At 38.9% G+C, this 14511-nt stretch carries 15 protein-coding genes and 2 pseudogenes; 12 read left to right on the top strand and 5 right to left on the bottom strand.

The window, feature by feature from the left end; genetic code table 11:
• Positions 1-66: 66 nt before the first annotated feature.
• Positions 67-462 (bottom strand): VOC family protein, encoded by a 396-nt coding sequence (locus QNH10_RS19340; RefSeq protein ID WP_283732870.1) that lies wholly within the window; start codon positions 460-462, stop codon positions 67-69.
• A gap of 314 nt (positions 463-776) precedes the next feature.
• Here QNH10_RS19340 and QNH10_RS19335 point away from each other — a divergent pair, with 314 nt between their 5' ends.
• Positions 777-1673 carry an HNH endonuclease gene (locus QNH10_RS19335; protein ID WP_283732869.1) on the top strand — a complete coding sequence of 299 codons (897 nt, stop codon included), beginning with the start codon at positions 777-779 and terminating at the stop codon, positions 1671-1673.
• 337 nt (positions 1674-2010) lie between these two features.
• Here the strand turns inward: QNH10_RS19335 and QNH10_RS19330 are convergent, their stop codons facing one another.
• Both QNH10_RS19330 and QNH10_RS19325 read right to left on the bottom strand, forming a co-directional pair.
• A complete protein-coding gene (locus QNH10_RS19330) occupies positions 2011-2433 on the bottom strand; it encodes a hypothetical protein (protein ID WP_283732868.1) in 423 nt (140 codons plus the stop codon).
• 339 nt (positions 2434-2772) lie between these two features.
• A complete protein-coding gene (locus QNH10_RS19325) occupies positions 2773-3399 on the bottom strand; it encodes an MjaI family restriction endonuclease (protein ID WP_283732867.1) in 627 nt (208 codons plus the stop codon).
• A 238-nt stretch (positions 3400-3637) separates the two neighbouring features.
• On the opposite strand from QNH10_RS19325, the gene QNH10_RS19320 reads away from it, so the two are divergent.
• Together QNH10_RS19320 and QNH10_RS19315 are read left to right on the top strand one after the other, a co-directional pair.
• The gene (locus QNH10_RS19320) at positions 3638-4894 is read left to right on the top strand and encodes an IS4 family transposase (protein WP_283732866.1); all 1257 of its coding nucleotides are present in this window, start codon (positions 3638-3640) and stop codon (positions 4892-4894) included.
• Between the two features lie 413 nt (positions 4895-5307).
• Entirely contained in the window at positions 5308-5649 is a 342-nt protein-coding gene (locus QNH10_RS19315) for a winged helix-turn-helix domain-containing protein (protein WP_283732865.1), read from the top strand.
• A 40-nt stretch (positions 5650-5689) separates the two neighbouring features.
• Here QNH10_RS19315 and QNH10_RS19310 read toward each other — a convergent pair whose 3' ends face one another.
• Complete coding sequence (locus QNH10_RS19310; protein ID WP_283732864.1) at positions 5690-6790, bottom strand: hypothetical protein; 1101 nt, start codon at positions 6788-6790, stop codon at positions 5690-5692.
• A gap of 116 nt (positions 6791-6906) precedes the next feature.
• On the opposite strand from QNH10_RS19310, the gene QNH10_RS19305 reads away from it, so the two are divergent.
• Genes QNH10_RS19305 through QNH10_RS19285 form a run of 5 tightly spaced genes read left to right on the top strand, consistent with a single transcriptional unit; the run spans position 6907 to position 9974 of the window.
• Positions 6907-8112, top strand: a complete 1206-nt coding sequence (locus QNH10_RS19305; RefSeq protein WP_283732863.1) for a hypothetical protein — start codon at positions 6907-6909, stop codon at positions 8110-8112.
• Complete coding sequence (locus tag QNH10_RS19300; RefSeq protein ID WP_347178074.1) at positions 8001-8399, top strand: AAA family ATPase; 399 nt, start codon at positions 8001-8003, stop codon at positions 8397-8399. Before QNH10_RS19305 ends, QNH10_RS19300 begins: the two co-directional genes overlap by 112 nt.
• Positions 8384-8746, top strand: coding sequence for a hypothetical protein (locus tag QNH10_RS19295; protein ID WP_283732862.1), 363 nt, complete (start codon positions 8384-8386; stop codon positions 8744-8746). Before QNH10_RS19300 ends, QNH10_RS19295 begins: the two co-directional genes overlap by 16 nt.
• A gap of 15 nt (positions 8747-8761) precedes the next feature.
• Positions 8762-9655: a hypothetical protein gene (locus QNH10_RS19290; protein WP_283732861.1), complete on the top strand. Its 894-nt coding sequence runs from the start codon at positions 8762-8764 to the stop codon at positions 9653-9655.
• 34 nt (positions 9656-9689) lie between these two features.
• A complete protein-coding gene (locus tag QNH10_RS19285) occupies positions 9690-9974 on the top strand; it encodes a hypothetical protein (protein WP_283732860.1) in 285 nt (94 codons plus the stop codon).
• Between the two features lie 301 nt (positions 9975-10275).
• On the opposite strand, the gene QNH10_RS19280 is transcribed toward QNH10_RS19285, so the two are convergent.
• A complete protein-coding gene (locus QNH10_RS19280) occupies positions 10276-10833 on the bottom strand; it encodes a hypothetical protein (protein ID WP_283732859.1) in 558 nt (185 codons plus the stop codon).
• 65 nt (positions 10834-10898) lie between these two features.
• Here QNH10_RS19280 and QNH10_RS19275 point away from each other — a divergent pair.
• From QNH10_RS19275 to QNH10_RS19255, 4 genes and pseudogenes are all read left to right on the top strand, one after another.
• Positions 10899-11065, top strand: a pseudogene (locus QNH10_RS19275) (aldehyde dehydrogenase family protein); the annotation flags it as partial.
• A 328-nt stretch (positions 11066-11393) separates the two neighbouring features.
• The gene (locus tag QNH10_RS19270; RefSeq protein WP_283732858.1) at positions 11394-12383 is read left to right on the top strand and encodes a tripartite tricarboxylate transporter substrate binding protein; all 990 of its coding nucleotides are present in this window, start codon (positions 11394-11396) and stop codon (positions 12381-12383) included.
• Positions 12384-12443: 60 nt separating this feature from the next.
• A complete protein-coding gene (locus tag QNH10_RS19265; protein WP_283732857.1) occupies positions 12444-12896 on the top strand; it encodes a tripartite tricarboxylate transporter TctB family protein in 453 nt (150 codons plus the stop codon).
• Between the two features lie 61 nt (positions 12897-12957).
• Positions 12958-14441 (top strand): annotated as a pseudogene (locus QNH10_RS19255) (tripartite tricarboxylate transporter permease).
• Positions 14442-14511: the final 70 nt, after the last annotated feature.

The raw sequence follows: 14511 nt of genomic DNA, 5'->3' as shown, positions 1-14511 counted from the left end.
AAAGGAAAGGCTGTCCAGAAAGATGTCGGAAACCGACTTTCTGTGACAGCCATTAATTCCTTTATTTTACTTGGCATTCTCGTCAGGTTGATGAATCCCAATCACATTGCCTTCTGTGTCGATATAATATCCTTGCCAAGCCATGCCTGGCAGGGCGTATTTAGGCAAAGCGACGGTACCGCCATTTGCTAAAATCTTCTCTTCCGTTACATCGTAATTCTCCACACCCATTGTACAAGCGAAACCGTTCATGGCTTGTCCTGGTATAGGTGGAGCACTTTGCCTTTGCATTAACGCGCCATTAATGCCAAGTTCACTATCATCGCCTGTCACTGCTCCGAAGTAAGGCATACCGGCAAAATCACTCCAATCCTGGAAGGACCACCCAAAAACTTCCCCATAAAACCCCTTTGCCCGCTCCATGTCATCAACATGGATTTCGAAATGAACTAATCTCCCCATAACTTCCTCCCGTTTCTTGTGGATTTTTATAAAAAATTTTACCTATTCGATTAATTATAGCATTACTGTTTTGGTTGTGTAAATAATGATTAGTTTGTTACTAACTATGCATCAAAAAGTAGTGAGTAGTTCCTCTGAACACTTTCTGGTTAATTTTTACTATTAAAAAGAAGGATTAGGTAAAGAACTGTCGAATAAAGTAATTAATATCGTTTTATTATAGGGAAAATCAACTAAAATCCTGATAACAAAATCCAAGAACGAAACATCCTGGTTGAATACAGTCTACACTCTAATGATGAAGGAGGATCCAAATGAAAGTATTTCGTACTGTCGGAAACGGAGTCAACTTAATAGCGGGAGGCATCGTCAAGGGCGGGGTTCATGTTACAAGTTCCATTGTATCTACAAAATTCCCCAAGACAGGGGCTTATCTAAAAGAAGTGGGAAATAGCGTCGTAGACTCGTCTGCGAAGGTCATCTCCAACACCGCTCATTTTGCGGACGGTGCAGCTAATGGGATATATGGCGCAGTAACTAAAGATCCGAGGCGGCTTGAGGAGGGCTGGGACGATATCAAATCTTCATCCAAAAATACGGTGAAGGGAATCGGCAGTGGAATTGTCTATACTGGTTCGGCACTAGGTCAGACACTCAAAGGCGCGGCTTTTCAGGACAAGGAATTAGTCATTGAAGGTATAAAAAAGGTTGGTAAGGTGGCAACTGTTGGTGCATTAGGTTTGGGCATAATTGATGTCCTTGTAGACGAAAATACCGTTCAAGCTGAGGAGTTAGTTACCCGAAATGGACATTTGGATGGTTCCGTACACGAATTATCAAATGTCCAGTTCGAGAAGAATATCTCTGTTCAGACAGATGGCACCGAGATTGAAGGCGTCTTCCCAGTCTTTGATACTCACTTTGAGGCAACCTTGCCGGAAGAAACTTATCTTATGTCAGATACAGTGCATATCGGAATTGCAAATATGCAACTTTATGAAGCGATTCAGGATAATCCTTCATTAGCCGATCAATTGGGATTCAATGAACAAGATATTGTGAACTTGAAATCCTCCGTCACCCCAGAAGGTTATGACTGGCATCATCATGAAGAACCCGGTCGGATTCAGCTTGTAAAGGAAGAGATTCATGGGATGACTGGTCACACTGGAGGAAGGGTAATTTGGGGTGGGGGTAGTGAGTTTAGGTAAGATATTCTGTGCCAAAAGAGTTTGTCCCGCTACCTATAGATGATATTAGAAATTGTTTGGATATACTCAACGTTCATAGGACTAATACCATTTTGGATAATTCTAAATGAGGGCAAATCGATTTATGGTTTTGATCCATCTGCGATGATGGTTGGCATAATTATAGGGGGCATATTTAAGTATATTTCACTTATTTTTTTGGCAAGAAAATATGGTAAAAGTTAATTTGTTAGCGATGGTTTATCGGTTTAAAAAGATAATGCACATAACAAATGGCCGTTTCTGCCGATTTAGAAAATCGGAGAAACGGCTTTACTTATGGATTTAAGGGTTAGGGTTAGGATCTAATAAATCTGCTCTTCGGAATATAGGAGGAATTCATAACTGCTTCGGAACAAGGGTGTTCCTCCAACCAAGTATGGTTCTTCTCTATAAATCGATAAGCTCTGCTCCAAGCTGGATAGGAAATGACACTATTTTCAAGGATTACTTTATCCATGAAGCTGCTAAATTCAATTGGGCCCCAACTGCCTCTAAAGACTTGGTCTAAACCATGATTTATATAAGGTAACGTTGAATTATCGAAGTCCGATAAGATTAAAGCTGCGACAAACTCCTTGCACCCGTTTATGCCAAAGCTGACTATTTTGTTATACTTTTCGCGTAGGGAGTTGAAGATACTATCTACAATGGCTGCAAGTTCATGCTGGTTGTATTTCATTACCTCCTCCAAAAAAGCAATGTCAATTGCCGACTTCAAATTCGCTCACTCCATTTGATATGTTTTTATTAGTAGTATTTATTTCATTAGTGTAATGTGAACAATTCGTATGAATTGATGTTATTGTACCATGACAATGATACTGAATCATAGAAAAGTAATGTGGAAATAATAAGATATTTAGTTCGAAAGTTATTTTATATGTATATTTATTACAAGTGAAAGACAGAGAGTATGATGTCTTGGATTTCCGGTGAGTAATTCATTGCTAATATAAACCGTCATGCAAAATTAAAAAGCCCAATTTCCATAGAGGGAATTGGACTACGTTTTTAAGCTCCTTGCACATTGCATTTTATATAGGGTATAAGATGAATATCAGTCATTATTAGAAGGATTTAGGTCAGTTGGAATAAACACTTCAAAGTTTTTACTGTTTTTATTCTTTTTATAAAAAACAATTGGAACGTCTATTTTTTCTCCTGACTTTACCATCTTATAGGTATCAGGTTTAATGGATATAGGCGTTTCTCCGATATATCCATCAATTCCTTTACTTTCATCCAAGGCTGAAGAAACCTTATAAGAGACATTAAAATGCGCACTAACCTTTTGTAAGACAGCTTTTTGTACATATAAGCCGTTGTAAGTCTTGTCTATTAATAAATCATCCAACCACTCATCCACAAGCGCATCATCGATTAACTGAATTGCCTCTTTTAACCGTTCGATTTGAGGAAGAATCTTTGCCTTTGCACGTGCTTTTGCCTCGGGTTCACGATCCGTATACCACTTTTCCCAATCATCAACGGTATGCTCTGGTACCTCAACCAAAAATTCGGGAAAGTACAATGTTGCCAGGGAACCAACGACATCTGGAACGGTTCCTTTTGCATTTCGATTTGCCAGATTTATGAGTTGTCTTGTATATTTCGGAAACTTCCTTTTCGCGGTTTTATTTGCTGATTCAATATACTTATTACTAATGTTCCCTATACTTTTCATTCAAACACTATCCCCTTCCACTTTTTAACTGCATACGACTATAATAATAAATGTTACTAAATTATACCAATTAAACTATCGTAAATTGGGTACCCACTGGCGTTGCATAGCTGTAAAAAATAGTAAAATAGCATAATAACTTGAAATTGAAAACTTGCAGAAAAACAAAAAAGCTCCTAATGTAGGTAAGGAAACGACGACTAAATCAGTTCCCTACACTATCAAAAGGAGCACTCTCATGAAAAGTGTAAACCAGAATTTAGTCTTTCGTCAACTATTATCAAATTTACCCGAAAATATTTTAGCATGTCCGATAATGAACTACGATGCAAAAAAGATTACTGATTTCTCGATTGTGAAAGTCTTTATCATGGCAAATGTTGCGCAGTGGAAAAGCCACCGCCAAATTGAGGCTGGGATTCAAGCAGAGCCAGAATTCCAAAAAGAAATTGAAACGGATTTCATTAGTCACTCCCAAATTAGTCGGCGACTTATTCAATTAAATACAGCACATTTAGTGGAACTTTTCTCGCGTTTGGCTGTACTATTTTGGCGGATAAAGGGCGATACCAAAGGTTTAAATGCGAATGTCGGACCAATTCGTATCATCGATGGTACCTATGTGAAACTGCCTTCAGATGCATTAAGTTGGACTGCAGTTTCCAAAGATTCCGCCGGAATCAAGTTACATGTCCGGATCGTTGTGGCATCAGCCAATAGCGTTTATCCCGAAAAAATGATTCCATCCACAGGAAATGTAGCGGACTCAGATGCAGTAAACCACATTATTGATGCGGATGGCGCTTTATACATCATGGATCGTGGCTATGCGCACAAAACGAAGATGGGCGGATGGATGGAAAGGAAAGTTCATTTCCTTGTTCGTGCAAGGAAGAATTTCAGTATGGAAACTTTGAAATCCTACGCACCAACCCAGGAAAACGTGTTGAGAAATGAATTGGTATCCATCTTGACTAGGGAAGAGCCTCTTCGATATATCGAGTTCGTTGATGACAAAGGAACACACTTTCATCTTCTAACAAATCGTTTGGATTTGTCTGAGGAAGAAATCATGGAAGCCTATAGAAACCGTTGGTATATCGAGCTTTTCTTCAAGTGGTTGAAGCAACATGTTAAGATAGATCATCTATTCAGCAAATCGCCTATAGGCATCTGGAACCAAATGTATATTGCGTTAATTACAGTCGCATTGACTGAAATTATGCGGCGTATCCATTTGCCGAAAAGGACCCTTTGGACCCTTTTCAGTAATTTAAAACCGTATCTTTTCAAATCGATAAGAAAGATTTTAAGCTACCTAAATCGAAAGAAAAGGAAGAGTAAAGGGCGTCAGAAAGTGCCTAAAACAAAGGAAAAATTACTTCAATATGGAGACGTTGCAATTGCCAGCCCAATAGATAAAGACCATTTCATTGAAAAAGAGAAGAAGAAAAAGGCATTAGAAAAGAACAAGAAACAACAACCAATAAAATAGTAAAAAAATGGGAACTGGTTTAGCTTAGGCTCCTGTTCCCTTTTTTAATTTTAGTTCGAAGACCAATATGGTAAAAAAAGTAACAAATGGAAGTCCTTGTATTCTATGCAACGCCAGTGTTGGGTACCTGTGCTGTAAACGATTCAGTAAATACGCTATAATTGAATAAATATACAATATCGACGCTGTAATTTGAAGTTTATTTTAAAATAATGTATTTATATTCATATTGGCTGAATAATCGTGAATGTTTCTTGCACAGGTACCTTTACAATTCCTGGACACAAAAAATTACTTTTGGATTTTCTCCGTCCAGCTTTCAGCAGGGGGTAGGATGGTATTAAGAAAAGGAACTGGATAGCAACTGACATTCAGTTTTGTTTCTAAACTAATCCGAAGAGGGGTCATTTATTATGAAAACAAAACAAATTATTCACCGCGATGCGATTGTGTACCATCTTGTCCAGGAATTGATGAGAAGAAAGGACCTGAATTTACCTGCTTTGCCATTGCAAGAAGCCTATCGTCTGCTTGCGAATCGATTTAATCTTTCAGATGCTGATCTATCGAAAGCGAACAAGTCGGATGGTAGTAATAAGTGGGAAACTGAAGTGCGCTTTGCTTGTGCATTTTTACGGGAACAACGGATTGTGCGTAAGTTGTATGGCAAGTTGGAGTTGACGGATGAGGGTTATGAAAAAATGGGAAAGTTGTTTTGGGTTTTGAAGGGACCGTCTAACAAACAGAATCAGTAAATTAGAAAGGGCTAATCTCTTTTGGGATTAGCCCTTTTGCTTAATCAATCAGTCTTTCTAACACTTTTAACACATCGTTTATCGTGGAAATTATGACACCGTCATCTTCATCTGCCTCGTCGTTGCCAACGCTTGGCAATTCGTATAGATTGATCAATTGACTGAAGAAATTAGTAAAGTCCAAAGTGCCATCAAAGGTTTCCATCAACACTTCAGGGGCTAGTCCTTCTTCTTCATCAACAGTAAAGACATGATAGGAATTATTTATATCCTTCACGAATACTGAAACGGAATAGTTCCCTTCGTCTGATAGGAATGTCAACGTTTGCGGATGGGCTTTCGATATGAAATATCGTTGTCCCGATACGAATTCCACGTCTTCCAATTCAATGTTATCGGACAGTTGGTAAGGCAGGTTTACGATTAGGGCCTCAAGTATATCGTCCGCTGTGACCAAATTATAGTTAGCTTCCATTGTTGTTTCGGAAGTTGAATCGAGAGCTTGTAGTTGTTCACCAACAGTTTTTCCCATTTTTTCTCTCGCAATCCTTTCTTGTTCCTCAAGCATATTGAAATTCTGAATAAGCGTTTTTCCTGTGGAAAATAGTTTTTGAATAAACTCTTCCTTTCGGGAAACGTCGATATGTGTAAAGAAATCATCTCTCATAATGCAATAGTTCAATAGAAAATAATACTCTCCGAAGAATTGAATATGGCCATGTAGAGAAGGGGATTTGTATCGGTCCCCTTGACGTTTCCTAAGCGAAAGCTGTTCATTTAATTCATAGTGTTTACGGTAGGATAAACTTCTAAGTCGGTCACCAATATAAAATGTATGTGGGTTAAAATACTTTTTCGGATTCTCTTTCTTTTTCTCGATTATTAACTTTGCATGGCCAAAAAATCCTTTATCTTCATGAACGAACTTATTGAACTCCAATAACACCTTTTCATCCTGTTTAACAGCGGGATAAATTATTTCAGCCATTCCCTCATAAAACTTCTTCTTCGATTCTTTCTCCTGAAATTTTATTAGATCCGACAGTGAATTATAGGCATTACGAAGAGCCGCTACGGCCTTCTCGGAAGGTGTCAGCTGCAATCCGACGAGATACTCCATGAACTTAACTCCATCTAACATTTTAGGTTTGGTCTCATACTAGTCACTAAATCCCCTCCATAAAATAGTTGGAATAAAAAAATCCAGCAGATTATTCCATTTATACTGATTGTAATACAAAGAGGAGGGATTTCAAATTGAATATTTTGAAACCAGAAATTAAATATACGGAAATGCGCCAAGGGGAGCGGGGAAGGATCGTTACCATTCCGGACAATAGTTATGAGGTCTTACAAAATGACTTTACCTTGGCAACGCATCTCAAAAGTATCACGGAACTAAATCTGAAGAAAGTCAAGGGCATCTATATTCAGGCGGATAGTGAAATCGATGCAGTGATTGCGGCGCTCTATTCCTATAAGAAATTTTCTTATGATAATGAAATGGGTAGTGAAAATGAAATCTACGATTATGATGATGATTTTGATTACGATGACTATGAAGATTATGAGGATATTGAATGGTTGCAGGAAAAGTGGGCGGACGGCACATTCTGCCACGTGCCAATTTTAACCGGAACTGAGTTTGTTCATGGCCATATTAAATCCCCTAACCCGTTTATGATGGATGCTCAATATGCTCAAAAAATACAGCTGACACCAAGTGAGCAGGATCCCTATTGGAAGAGTATTTTAAGTCCTCTCATTATCAACATCCATAACACTGGGTTGGAAGAGTTGAAGCGTGTGATGGAAATGGAAGATCGATTTTACATTCTTTTCGAAGCAAGGGCTGATCTGCTTAACGCCTTCTCGCTTTTCATGGATGTCGGGGATGGCGACGACAGGCAGGAGACCGTGTTGAATCAATTTCAGAAAGACTTTATTTTCGAGGCGGATATTGAATTTATCCAAGTATCAAAGGCGCCAATGCCTTATTTAACTGCACTTTTTAATCAAACTGCAAGTGAATTGGGCAAAAAAATCGCTCCGTCGGTCAATTGTGAGGAAGTTATTACGCAATTGGTTAATTACCGAAAGCAAAAGTTTGAAAGCATCCGTGATATTGAACGGATTATCCATAAGGCGTTACGTTATTCTGTCGGAAATTCAATCGGGAAAAGCGAATTCGAGAGAATCTTTTTAAAGGATAAAGTATCAATGGAAGATAAAGATCTTACAGGCAAAGCGATTAAAGAGTTGAATAAGCTGATTGGGTTAAAAGAGGTCAAACAGCAACTGCTGCGTATCGTCGATCGGATGAAACTCGCGGAAATGCGGAAACAAGCAGGATATCCCACTATCGATCATCATATGGCTGCAGTATTCATGGGCAATCCGGGACAGCGAAGACAACGGTTGCGAGGATTTTCGGGCAGTTATTATTTGATTCAAAAGTATTGACGAATAATGTTTTCATTGAAGTTAGCCGTAAAGATCTAATTGGACAATACGTCGGTTGGACTTCCCATAAGGTGCAGGAGGTTTTCGATAAGGGGAAAGGCGGCACGATTTTCGTTGATGAAGCTTACAGTTTGGTTAATAAAAAGGACGGATACTCGGACGAAGCGTTTTCAGCCATTATTCAACATATGGAGAATAATCCCGATACACTCGTTATTTTCGCCGGGTATACGGACGAAATGCTGATTTCATTCAAAGTGCTAACCCAGGGTTGCAGTCGCGTTTAACAAATATTATCCAGTTTGAGGATTACGAAGAGAAACAGTTACAGGAAATCTTCTATTACCATGTGGAGCGATCGGGCTATGAGTTGGAGAGTAAAAAAGCGGCAAGTAAGATTGTAGGTCTGTTCATAAAGAATTTGAACCGCTTGGACGGGCGTCAGTTTGGGAATGGCCGTATGATGCGTAAATTATTATCTTCATCTGTTGGTTATATGGCACAGCGAAAGCCGAAAAACATCAATTTATTGTTGGCGGAAGATATTCAATCCGCGAGTGACGAGTTGCTTGAAACGGAAGCGATCTTACAAATGAAGCAAAAGGAAAAAAGAGTAGGCTTTAAAACATATTAATTGGAGGGAAAATCAATGTTTATACCAAAAGTGGCTCATGCATACCGAAAGGAAAATGTACCATCTGTTGCATTGTTGCAAAACGATTGCGCAGTTGACGGCTTGAAATTCACTGTTTTAGGAAACGATTTATATTTCATCGAGGGGAACGAGATTTATTACGTAAATTGGAATGAGGGGAAGTCGGAGAAAACCCTCATATATGAGTCGGATCGCCCGCTTCGCCATTTGACGAGTAACAATCATTTCATCGCGGTCATTGAGGAAGGGAGCGGGTTAGTCTTCTTCGATTCGGAGAATAAAAGTAGAATGTATTCCTTCGAGGGAATTAAAGAGCATTATAGTTTTTGGGATAAAGTGATTCTGTACAATGAAGACCAAGATGTGTATTTCGTCAATATAGATGAGGATATGTCGGGCTATTACCTGACTGCAGACAAGCCTATCACACAATTGATACAGGATGAGCAAATGGTTGTCGTGCAATTGGAGGAGCCTCATTTCCACAATGCGTCAAAATTGCTTTATCACGAACTGGCTGATGTCACTGAACTGGTCGGAAAAGAAGTGAAGTTTGTCGCTGACTTTTTATCCAGTAAAGTGGTGCAGGAGGAAGATTCAAAGTTCATCAGAACAGACGCAATGGATGCTTTGGATTATGGGAATTACGGTAAAGCGTGGAGTGAACTGCAGCAAGAATCAATCGAAGTGTTGTCTTATTATCATGAAGATGATCATCATTTTGGATGCTTTTATGAGGAAGACGAATACAGGATTGCACTTTTGGATGATTCATTTAAGCATATTACAAAACTTGAAGTTGAAAGGGTTCCGGATTGGTTCGCGGTGATCGGCCAACTTGTCGTTTATTACGATGGCGAGGTCAAATGGACGAAGATTGCCGCTTGATAGGCTGGAGGAAAAAAATCGGAGGTTGGAAGATATGACAGTGAATTGGTACAAGGATAATCCGGCAATCGTTTTTGAATTTGAGGTCGTAGGTGAAATTGGTGGTGTAAAATCAATGAAACCGATGGATAGTGGATTGATAGGGAGAGATAAAATCCATCTTGAAATAATCGGAGATGAAAGGATTTCGTTAATCGCGGCGAACGAGGTGGTGGAATGGTTCGAGCACCAACTTCCGGATGCAGAGATTGAGTGGAATATTACACAATCGACAGTTATAAAACCGGGAATGATTATGGTGTGTTGTGTGAGGTTGTAGGTTGAGTGGATTGGGGTGCCTTTTTGGGTACCTCTTTTTGGTGCCTGTGCAGCGAACTATTCAGTAAATACACTACGATTGCATAAATATAAATGTACACGATTGTAGGTGTGGTTTTTACTTAAAATTTATGTATTTTTATTCAAAATGTATGAATTAACATGAATGTTTCCTGCACAGGTACCTTTACAAATCTTTTGCACAGGCACCTTTACAATTCTTTATTCCAAAGCGGAATGAACAATTTCACTCCTCTGCGGTTCATTGGTAAGAGCTTCATGTCTGCAATGAGGTGGCTGGCTTACCCGACTGTTCCCGAAACGAGCAGAACTTCGAACTCCCACTCTTGTTGTAGATGACTCAAAATGAATGCATAAAAAGCGTGCCCTAAAAGTAAATGGGTGTAAGATCGGTGCGGCAGGAACGAGGCGATGACGATATAGCTTCCGGCTAATAGGATACCGGTTGATTGATGCACCTCAATGCCAAGCCACATCACCATGACGCCGGTTAGCGTCAACATTCTTCGTTGTGTGATGAAACGCGATACGATGAAAAAGAGCAAGCCTATTCCCGCGTACAGAATAATGGAAGGGGTAAATCCGGTTGTGAAAAACTGGTATGCGATGGCGACTAAAATGCCAATTCCAACGAACTGCATCAGCCATAGAGTGAACTTCTTGGAAATGGTGATTCGATTGCTTGCCAACCCGTTCGTATCCAGGTCGGGGACGAGCGCTGACGCACCGCCAATTAATGAGGCATCTACAACTGTGTATAAATCAGGCTGAACTTGATATCCTGCAATTGCTCCGGCTGCGTGTGAACTTCCTGTTGCACAGGCTCCTTTACAATCCAACAACCAATGTCTCATAAATAATATAGTTTTGAATATTTACAAACAAAGGACGATAACTTATAATTGCAGCGAGAGAAATTGAATCAGGCGGGGTTAACGTGAATGACGTACCTACATTTAGAGTTGACCATATGCCATATGGCGGTGTGAAAAAAGTGATACTGGTAAAGAGGGAATTAGATATTCTACCGAAGAAATGACTGAAATTAAGTTTGTATCATTTATGTCCTAATGACTATAAACTATGGAATCATCTGTTGACTTGTAAAATCATATGATGTATATTCATTAATATCGGAATATTTAGCCTTACTAATTAAGTTTGAATATATTAAAAGGATTAAGAGGAATAGTGTTACAAATTGAAATCGATTTTAAAGGTATCGCTCGTTTTGAAATCGATTTCAATATCTGCAAGAATTAATGAAACCGCTTTCAATGGATGATTCTATTAAACTATTATTTCATTGAACAGTAGTTATTTAACTTGAAAGGGGTGAAGGAAGTATTAAATTTTTCACGGTGTTGTAAAAATAATGAACTAAGGGGATGGGAGTAAGATGAGAAAGTTATCTATCACGGCGCTGATTTGTGCACTTATGTTGGTGTTAGGGGCTTGTAGTGAAAAGGCTAGTGGGGAAGTCGATAAAAATTATCCAAGTAAACCAATTACAGTAATCCAAGGCTTTAACCCGGGAGGTGGAAGTGATCAACTGGCACAGTTAACACAGCCATATCTCAGTAAAATTCTTGATGCAACATTTACAAGTGAATATATTCCAGGTGCTGCAGGTGCAATTGGTTGGACTCGGGTAGCACAAAAGGAAAAAGCGGATGGTTATTCCATTAGTATTACAAATTCCCCGATGCTAATGACAAATTACATTATGAACTCTGATATTAGTTATACATTAGAAGATTTTGATCCGATTGCGAACATTGTTACGGATCCAGGAATCATTGTGGTTCCAAAAGATAGTAAATTAAATACTTATGAAGACTTTGCTAAATATTTAGAAGACAATCCCAATGGGTTGAACGTCTCCCACTCTGGTGTGGGTGGGGATGATTTCTTTACGGCACTTAAATGGATGAATGAAACAGGGTTATCAATCGAATTAATTCCTTATGATGGAGATGGGCCATCTTGGCAGGCAGCTGCTGGCGGGGATGTTGAGGTTAGCTTTAATAACTTAGGAGTTGTGTTTGCACAAGTAAAAGCCGGTAATTTAAAGGCATTGGCTGTATTTAGTGAAGAAAGAATAGAATTATTGCCTGATGTCCCAACTGCAAAGGAATTAGGTGTGAATGTAGTATCGGGATCATCACGAGGATATAGTGCACCAAAAGGTTTACCAGAAGAGATAAAACAAAAATTATATGATGCATTTAAACAATTGGAAAATGACCCGGAATTTGTAGCAGGTTTGGAGAAAGTAGCCCTTCCTATGGATATCAAAATTGGCGAGGATTATGCTGAATTCCTTAAAGAGGATGAGAAATTATCTGAAAAGCTGTGGGAAGAAGTAAAAGACCAGTATAAAGAGTAACCAAAATGTTAGGAGGAAGGTTTTTCATCCCCTTCCTCCTGATCTTAAGGAGGGATAAAAATGTCATCGATTGTAAAACATTCAATTGCGAGCGGGCTAGTTTTAATAATGTGCGTTGTTTTTTATATGCAATCTTTAAATTATCCAGTTAGTGCTGCGAGATTACCACAAATTTTAATTTTCATAATCGCTGGTTTGAGTCTTATGATGTTGATAGAAGCATTTAAAAAACGAAATGAAGCTAGTGCAAAGAGTGAAGGGGAAGCAGAAAATGGAAAACTACATATAAAGCGTGTGTCCATTTTCATTGCAATGATAGCGTTGTATATACTCCTAATGGATATCATTGGTTACTTCATCGTAACTCCACTTTTTGTTTTTGCGAGCTTGATGTATATGAAAGCAACGAATGTACTTACAGCCATTATCTTAGCAGTTGGTTTTACTGCCTTTATATATGGTTTATTTAGTTTGTTTCTGCACGTTCCTGTCCCAAAAGGGATCTTCTTTTAAAAAGATTTTGATATGGCAAGTGGAATCGTAAAATCGACGCTATATAATCGGAGGGAATTGAATGGAGGAAATGTTGACTGGTTTACTAAATGTTATGTCATTTAGTAACTTATTTTTTATTGCTGTAGGCATGACCTTAGGTATATTCATCGGTTCAATGCCGGGATTATCAGCTACCATGGGAATTGCAATCCTTCTTCCACTTACATATGGTATGGACCCAGCAACTGGGATTGCTATGCTTGCTGCTTTGTATATGGGTGCATCGTATGGGGGTCCATTACTGCGGTATTGATTAACACACCTGGAACACCTGCCGCGGCAGCAACTGTATTAGATGGATATCCAATGTCACAAAATGGTGAAGCGGGAAAGGCGTTAGGTATTTCTCTGGTCTCATCTTTTATTGGGGGGGTCGCTGGTGCAATTGTCCTTTTAACCATCGCGCCGTTTTTGGGGGAAGTAGCACTTAAAATAGGAGTAGTAGAGTTATTTGCAATTGCTGTTTTAGGGATTACGATTATCTCTTCTCTTTCAACTGGATCAGTTATTAAGGGTCTATTGTCCGGTACATTAGGCTTGTTAATTTCATTGATTGGAATGGATGCAATAACTGGTACTCCTAGGTTTACTTTTGGAAGTATTTATTTATTTGATGGTATTTCTTTTGTTGTTGCGTTAATCGGGCTTTTTTCTATACCTCAGGCTTTGAAATTAATTGAGCGAGACACTCAGGAAATAAAGGTAAGTAAGATAAATGACAAAATATTACCAAGTTGGAAAGAAATATTTAGACTTAGGTATACCTTACTCCGTTCAAGTGTAATTGGAGTCATTGTTGGGCTTATCCCGGGGACCGGTGGAGATACGGCCAGTTGGTTTAGTTACAATGAAGCCAAAAGGTTTTCTAAGGAAAAGGAAAAGTTTGGAACTGGACATGCGGAGGGAGTAGCTGCTCCTGAATCCGCAAATAACGCTGTAGTAGGAGGCGCGCTTGTTCCAACAATTACTTTAGGAGTTCCAGGGAGCTCTTCAACAGCAGTGCTTTTGGGTGGGCTGATGATTCATGGAATTATGCCAGGACCGACCTTAATGACAGAGCATGCAGATGTTGCTTACACATTACTTTGGGCAGTTCTAATTTCATGTTTCTTCATGTTAGGTCTTGGTATTTTGTACACAAGGGTAGCAGTAGGTGTTACGAAGGTTCCACCAAAAGTATTGGCACCGATTATTATCCTGTTATGTGTGATAGGAACCTTTGCGGTCCATAATAGTATGGTGGATGTCATGATCATGTTTGGCTTTGGGATTGCCGGTTATTTTATGGATAAATTAAAAATCCCCGTGGCACCAATGGTTGTAGGATTAATTCTTGGAATCATGTTGGACACCACTATGAATCAATCACTTAAAATTGGTCGCGGAGATTGGATGATCTTCCTCTCAAAACCTGTTGCTGCGATTCTTTTATTCATTGCATTAATTACAATTCTTCAATCAACACCTTTATTTGGTAAGTTGAAATCGTTAATTAAGAGGTAATTCCATTTGGTCAAGTGTATCTAAAGTGATTATACTTGACCAAAAAAATAAATAAATTCATCTGATGAAT

Source organism: Sporosarcina thermotolerans (genome assembly GCF_030067815.1).
In the GTDB taxonomy this organism is placed as follows: Bacteria; Bacillota; Bacilli; order Bacillales_A; family Planococcaceae; genus Sporosarcina; species Sporosarcina thermotolerans.
The sequence above is the reverse complement of the archived record's forward strand: the minus strand, read 5'-3'. Positions and strand labels throughout refer to the sequence as shown.

What these genes read in the sequence shown, in the direction of transcription:
- QNH10_RS19320 (WP_283732866.1), top strand. Translation starts at nt 3,638, where the DNA reads ATGAAAAGTGTAAACCAGAATTTAGTCTTTCGTCAACTATTATCAAAT.
- QNH10_RS19285 (WP_283732860.1), top strand. Translation starts at nt 9,690, where the DNA reads ATGACAGTGAATTGGTACAAGGATAATCCGGCAATCGTTTTTGAATTT.
- QNH10_RS19290 (WP_283732861.1), top strand. Translation starts at nt 8,762, where the DNA reads ATGTTTATACCAAAAGTGGCTCATGCATACCGAAAGGAAAATGTACCA.
- QNH10_RS19340 (WP_283732870.1), bottom strand. Translation starts at nt 462, where the DNA reads ATGGGGAGATTAGTTCATTTCGAAATCCATGTTGATGACATGGAGCGG.
- QNH10_RS19310 (WP_283732864.1), bottom strand. Translation starts at nt 6,790, where the DNA reads ATGTTAGATGGAGTTAAGTTCATGGAGTATCTCGTCGGATTGCAGCTG.
- QNH10_RS19265 (WP_283732857.1), top strand. Translation starts at nt 12,444, where the DNA reads ATGTCATCGATTGTAAAACATTCAATTGCGAGCGGGCTAGTTTTAATA.
- QNH10_RS19335 (WP_283732869.1), top strand. Translation starts at nt 777, where the DNA reads ATGAAAGTATTTCGTACTGTCGGAAACGGAGTCAACTTAATAGCGGGA.
- QNH10_RS19315 (WP_283732865.1), top strand. Translation starts at nt 5,308, where the DNA reads ATGAAAACAAAACAAATTATTCACCGCGATGCGATTGTGTACCATCTT.
- QNH10_RS19270 (WP_283732858.1), top strand. Translation starts at nt 11,394, where the DNA reads ATGAGAAAGTTATCTATCACGGCGCTGATTTGTGCACTTATGTTGGTG.
- QNH10_RS19325 (WP_283732867.1), bottom strand. Translation starts at nt 3,399, where the DNA reads ATGAAAAGTATAGGGAACATTAGTAATAAGTATATTGAATCAGCAAAT.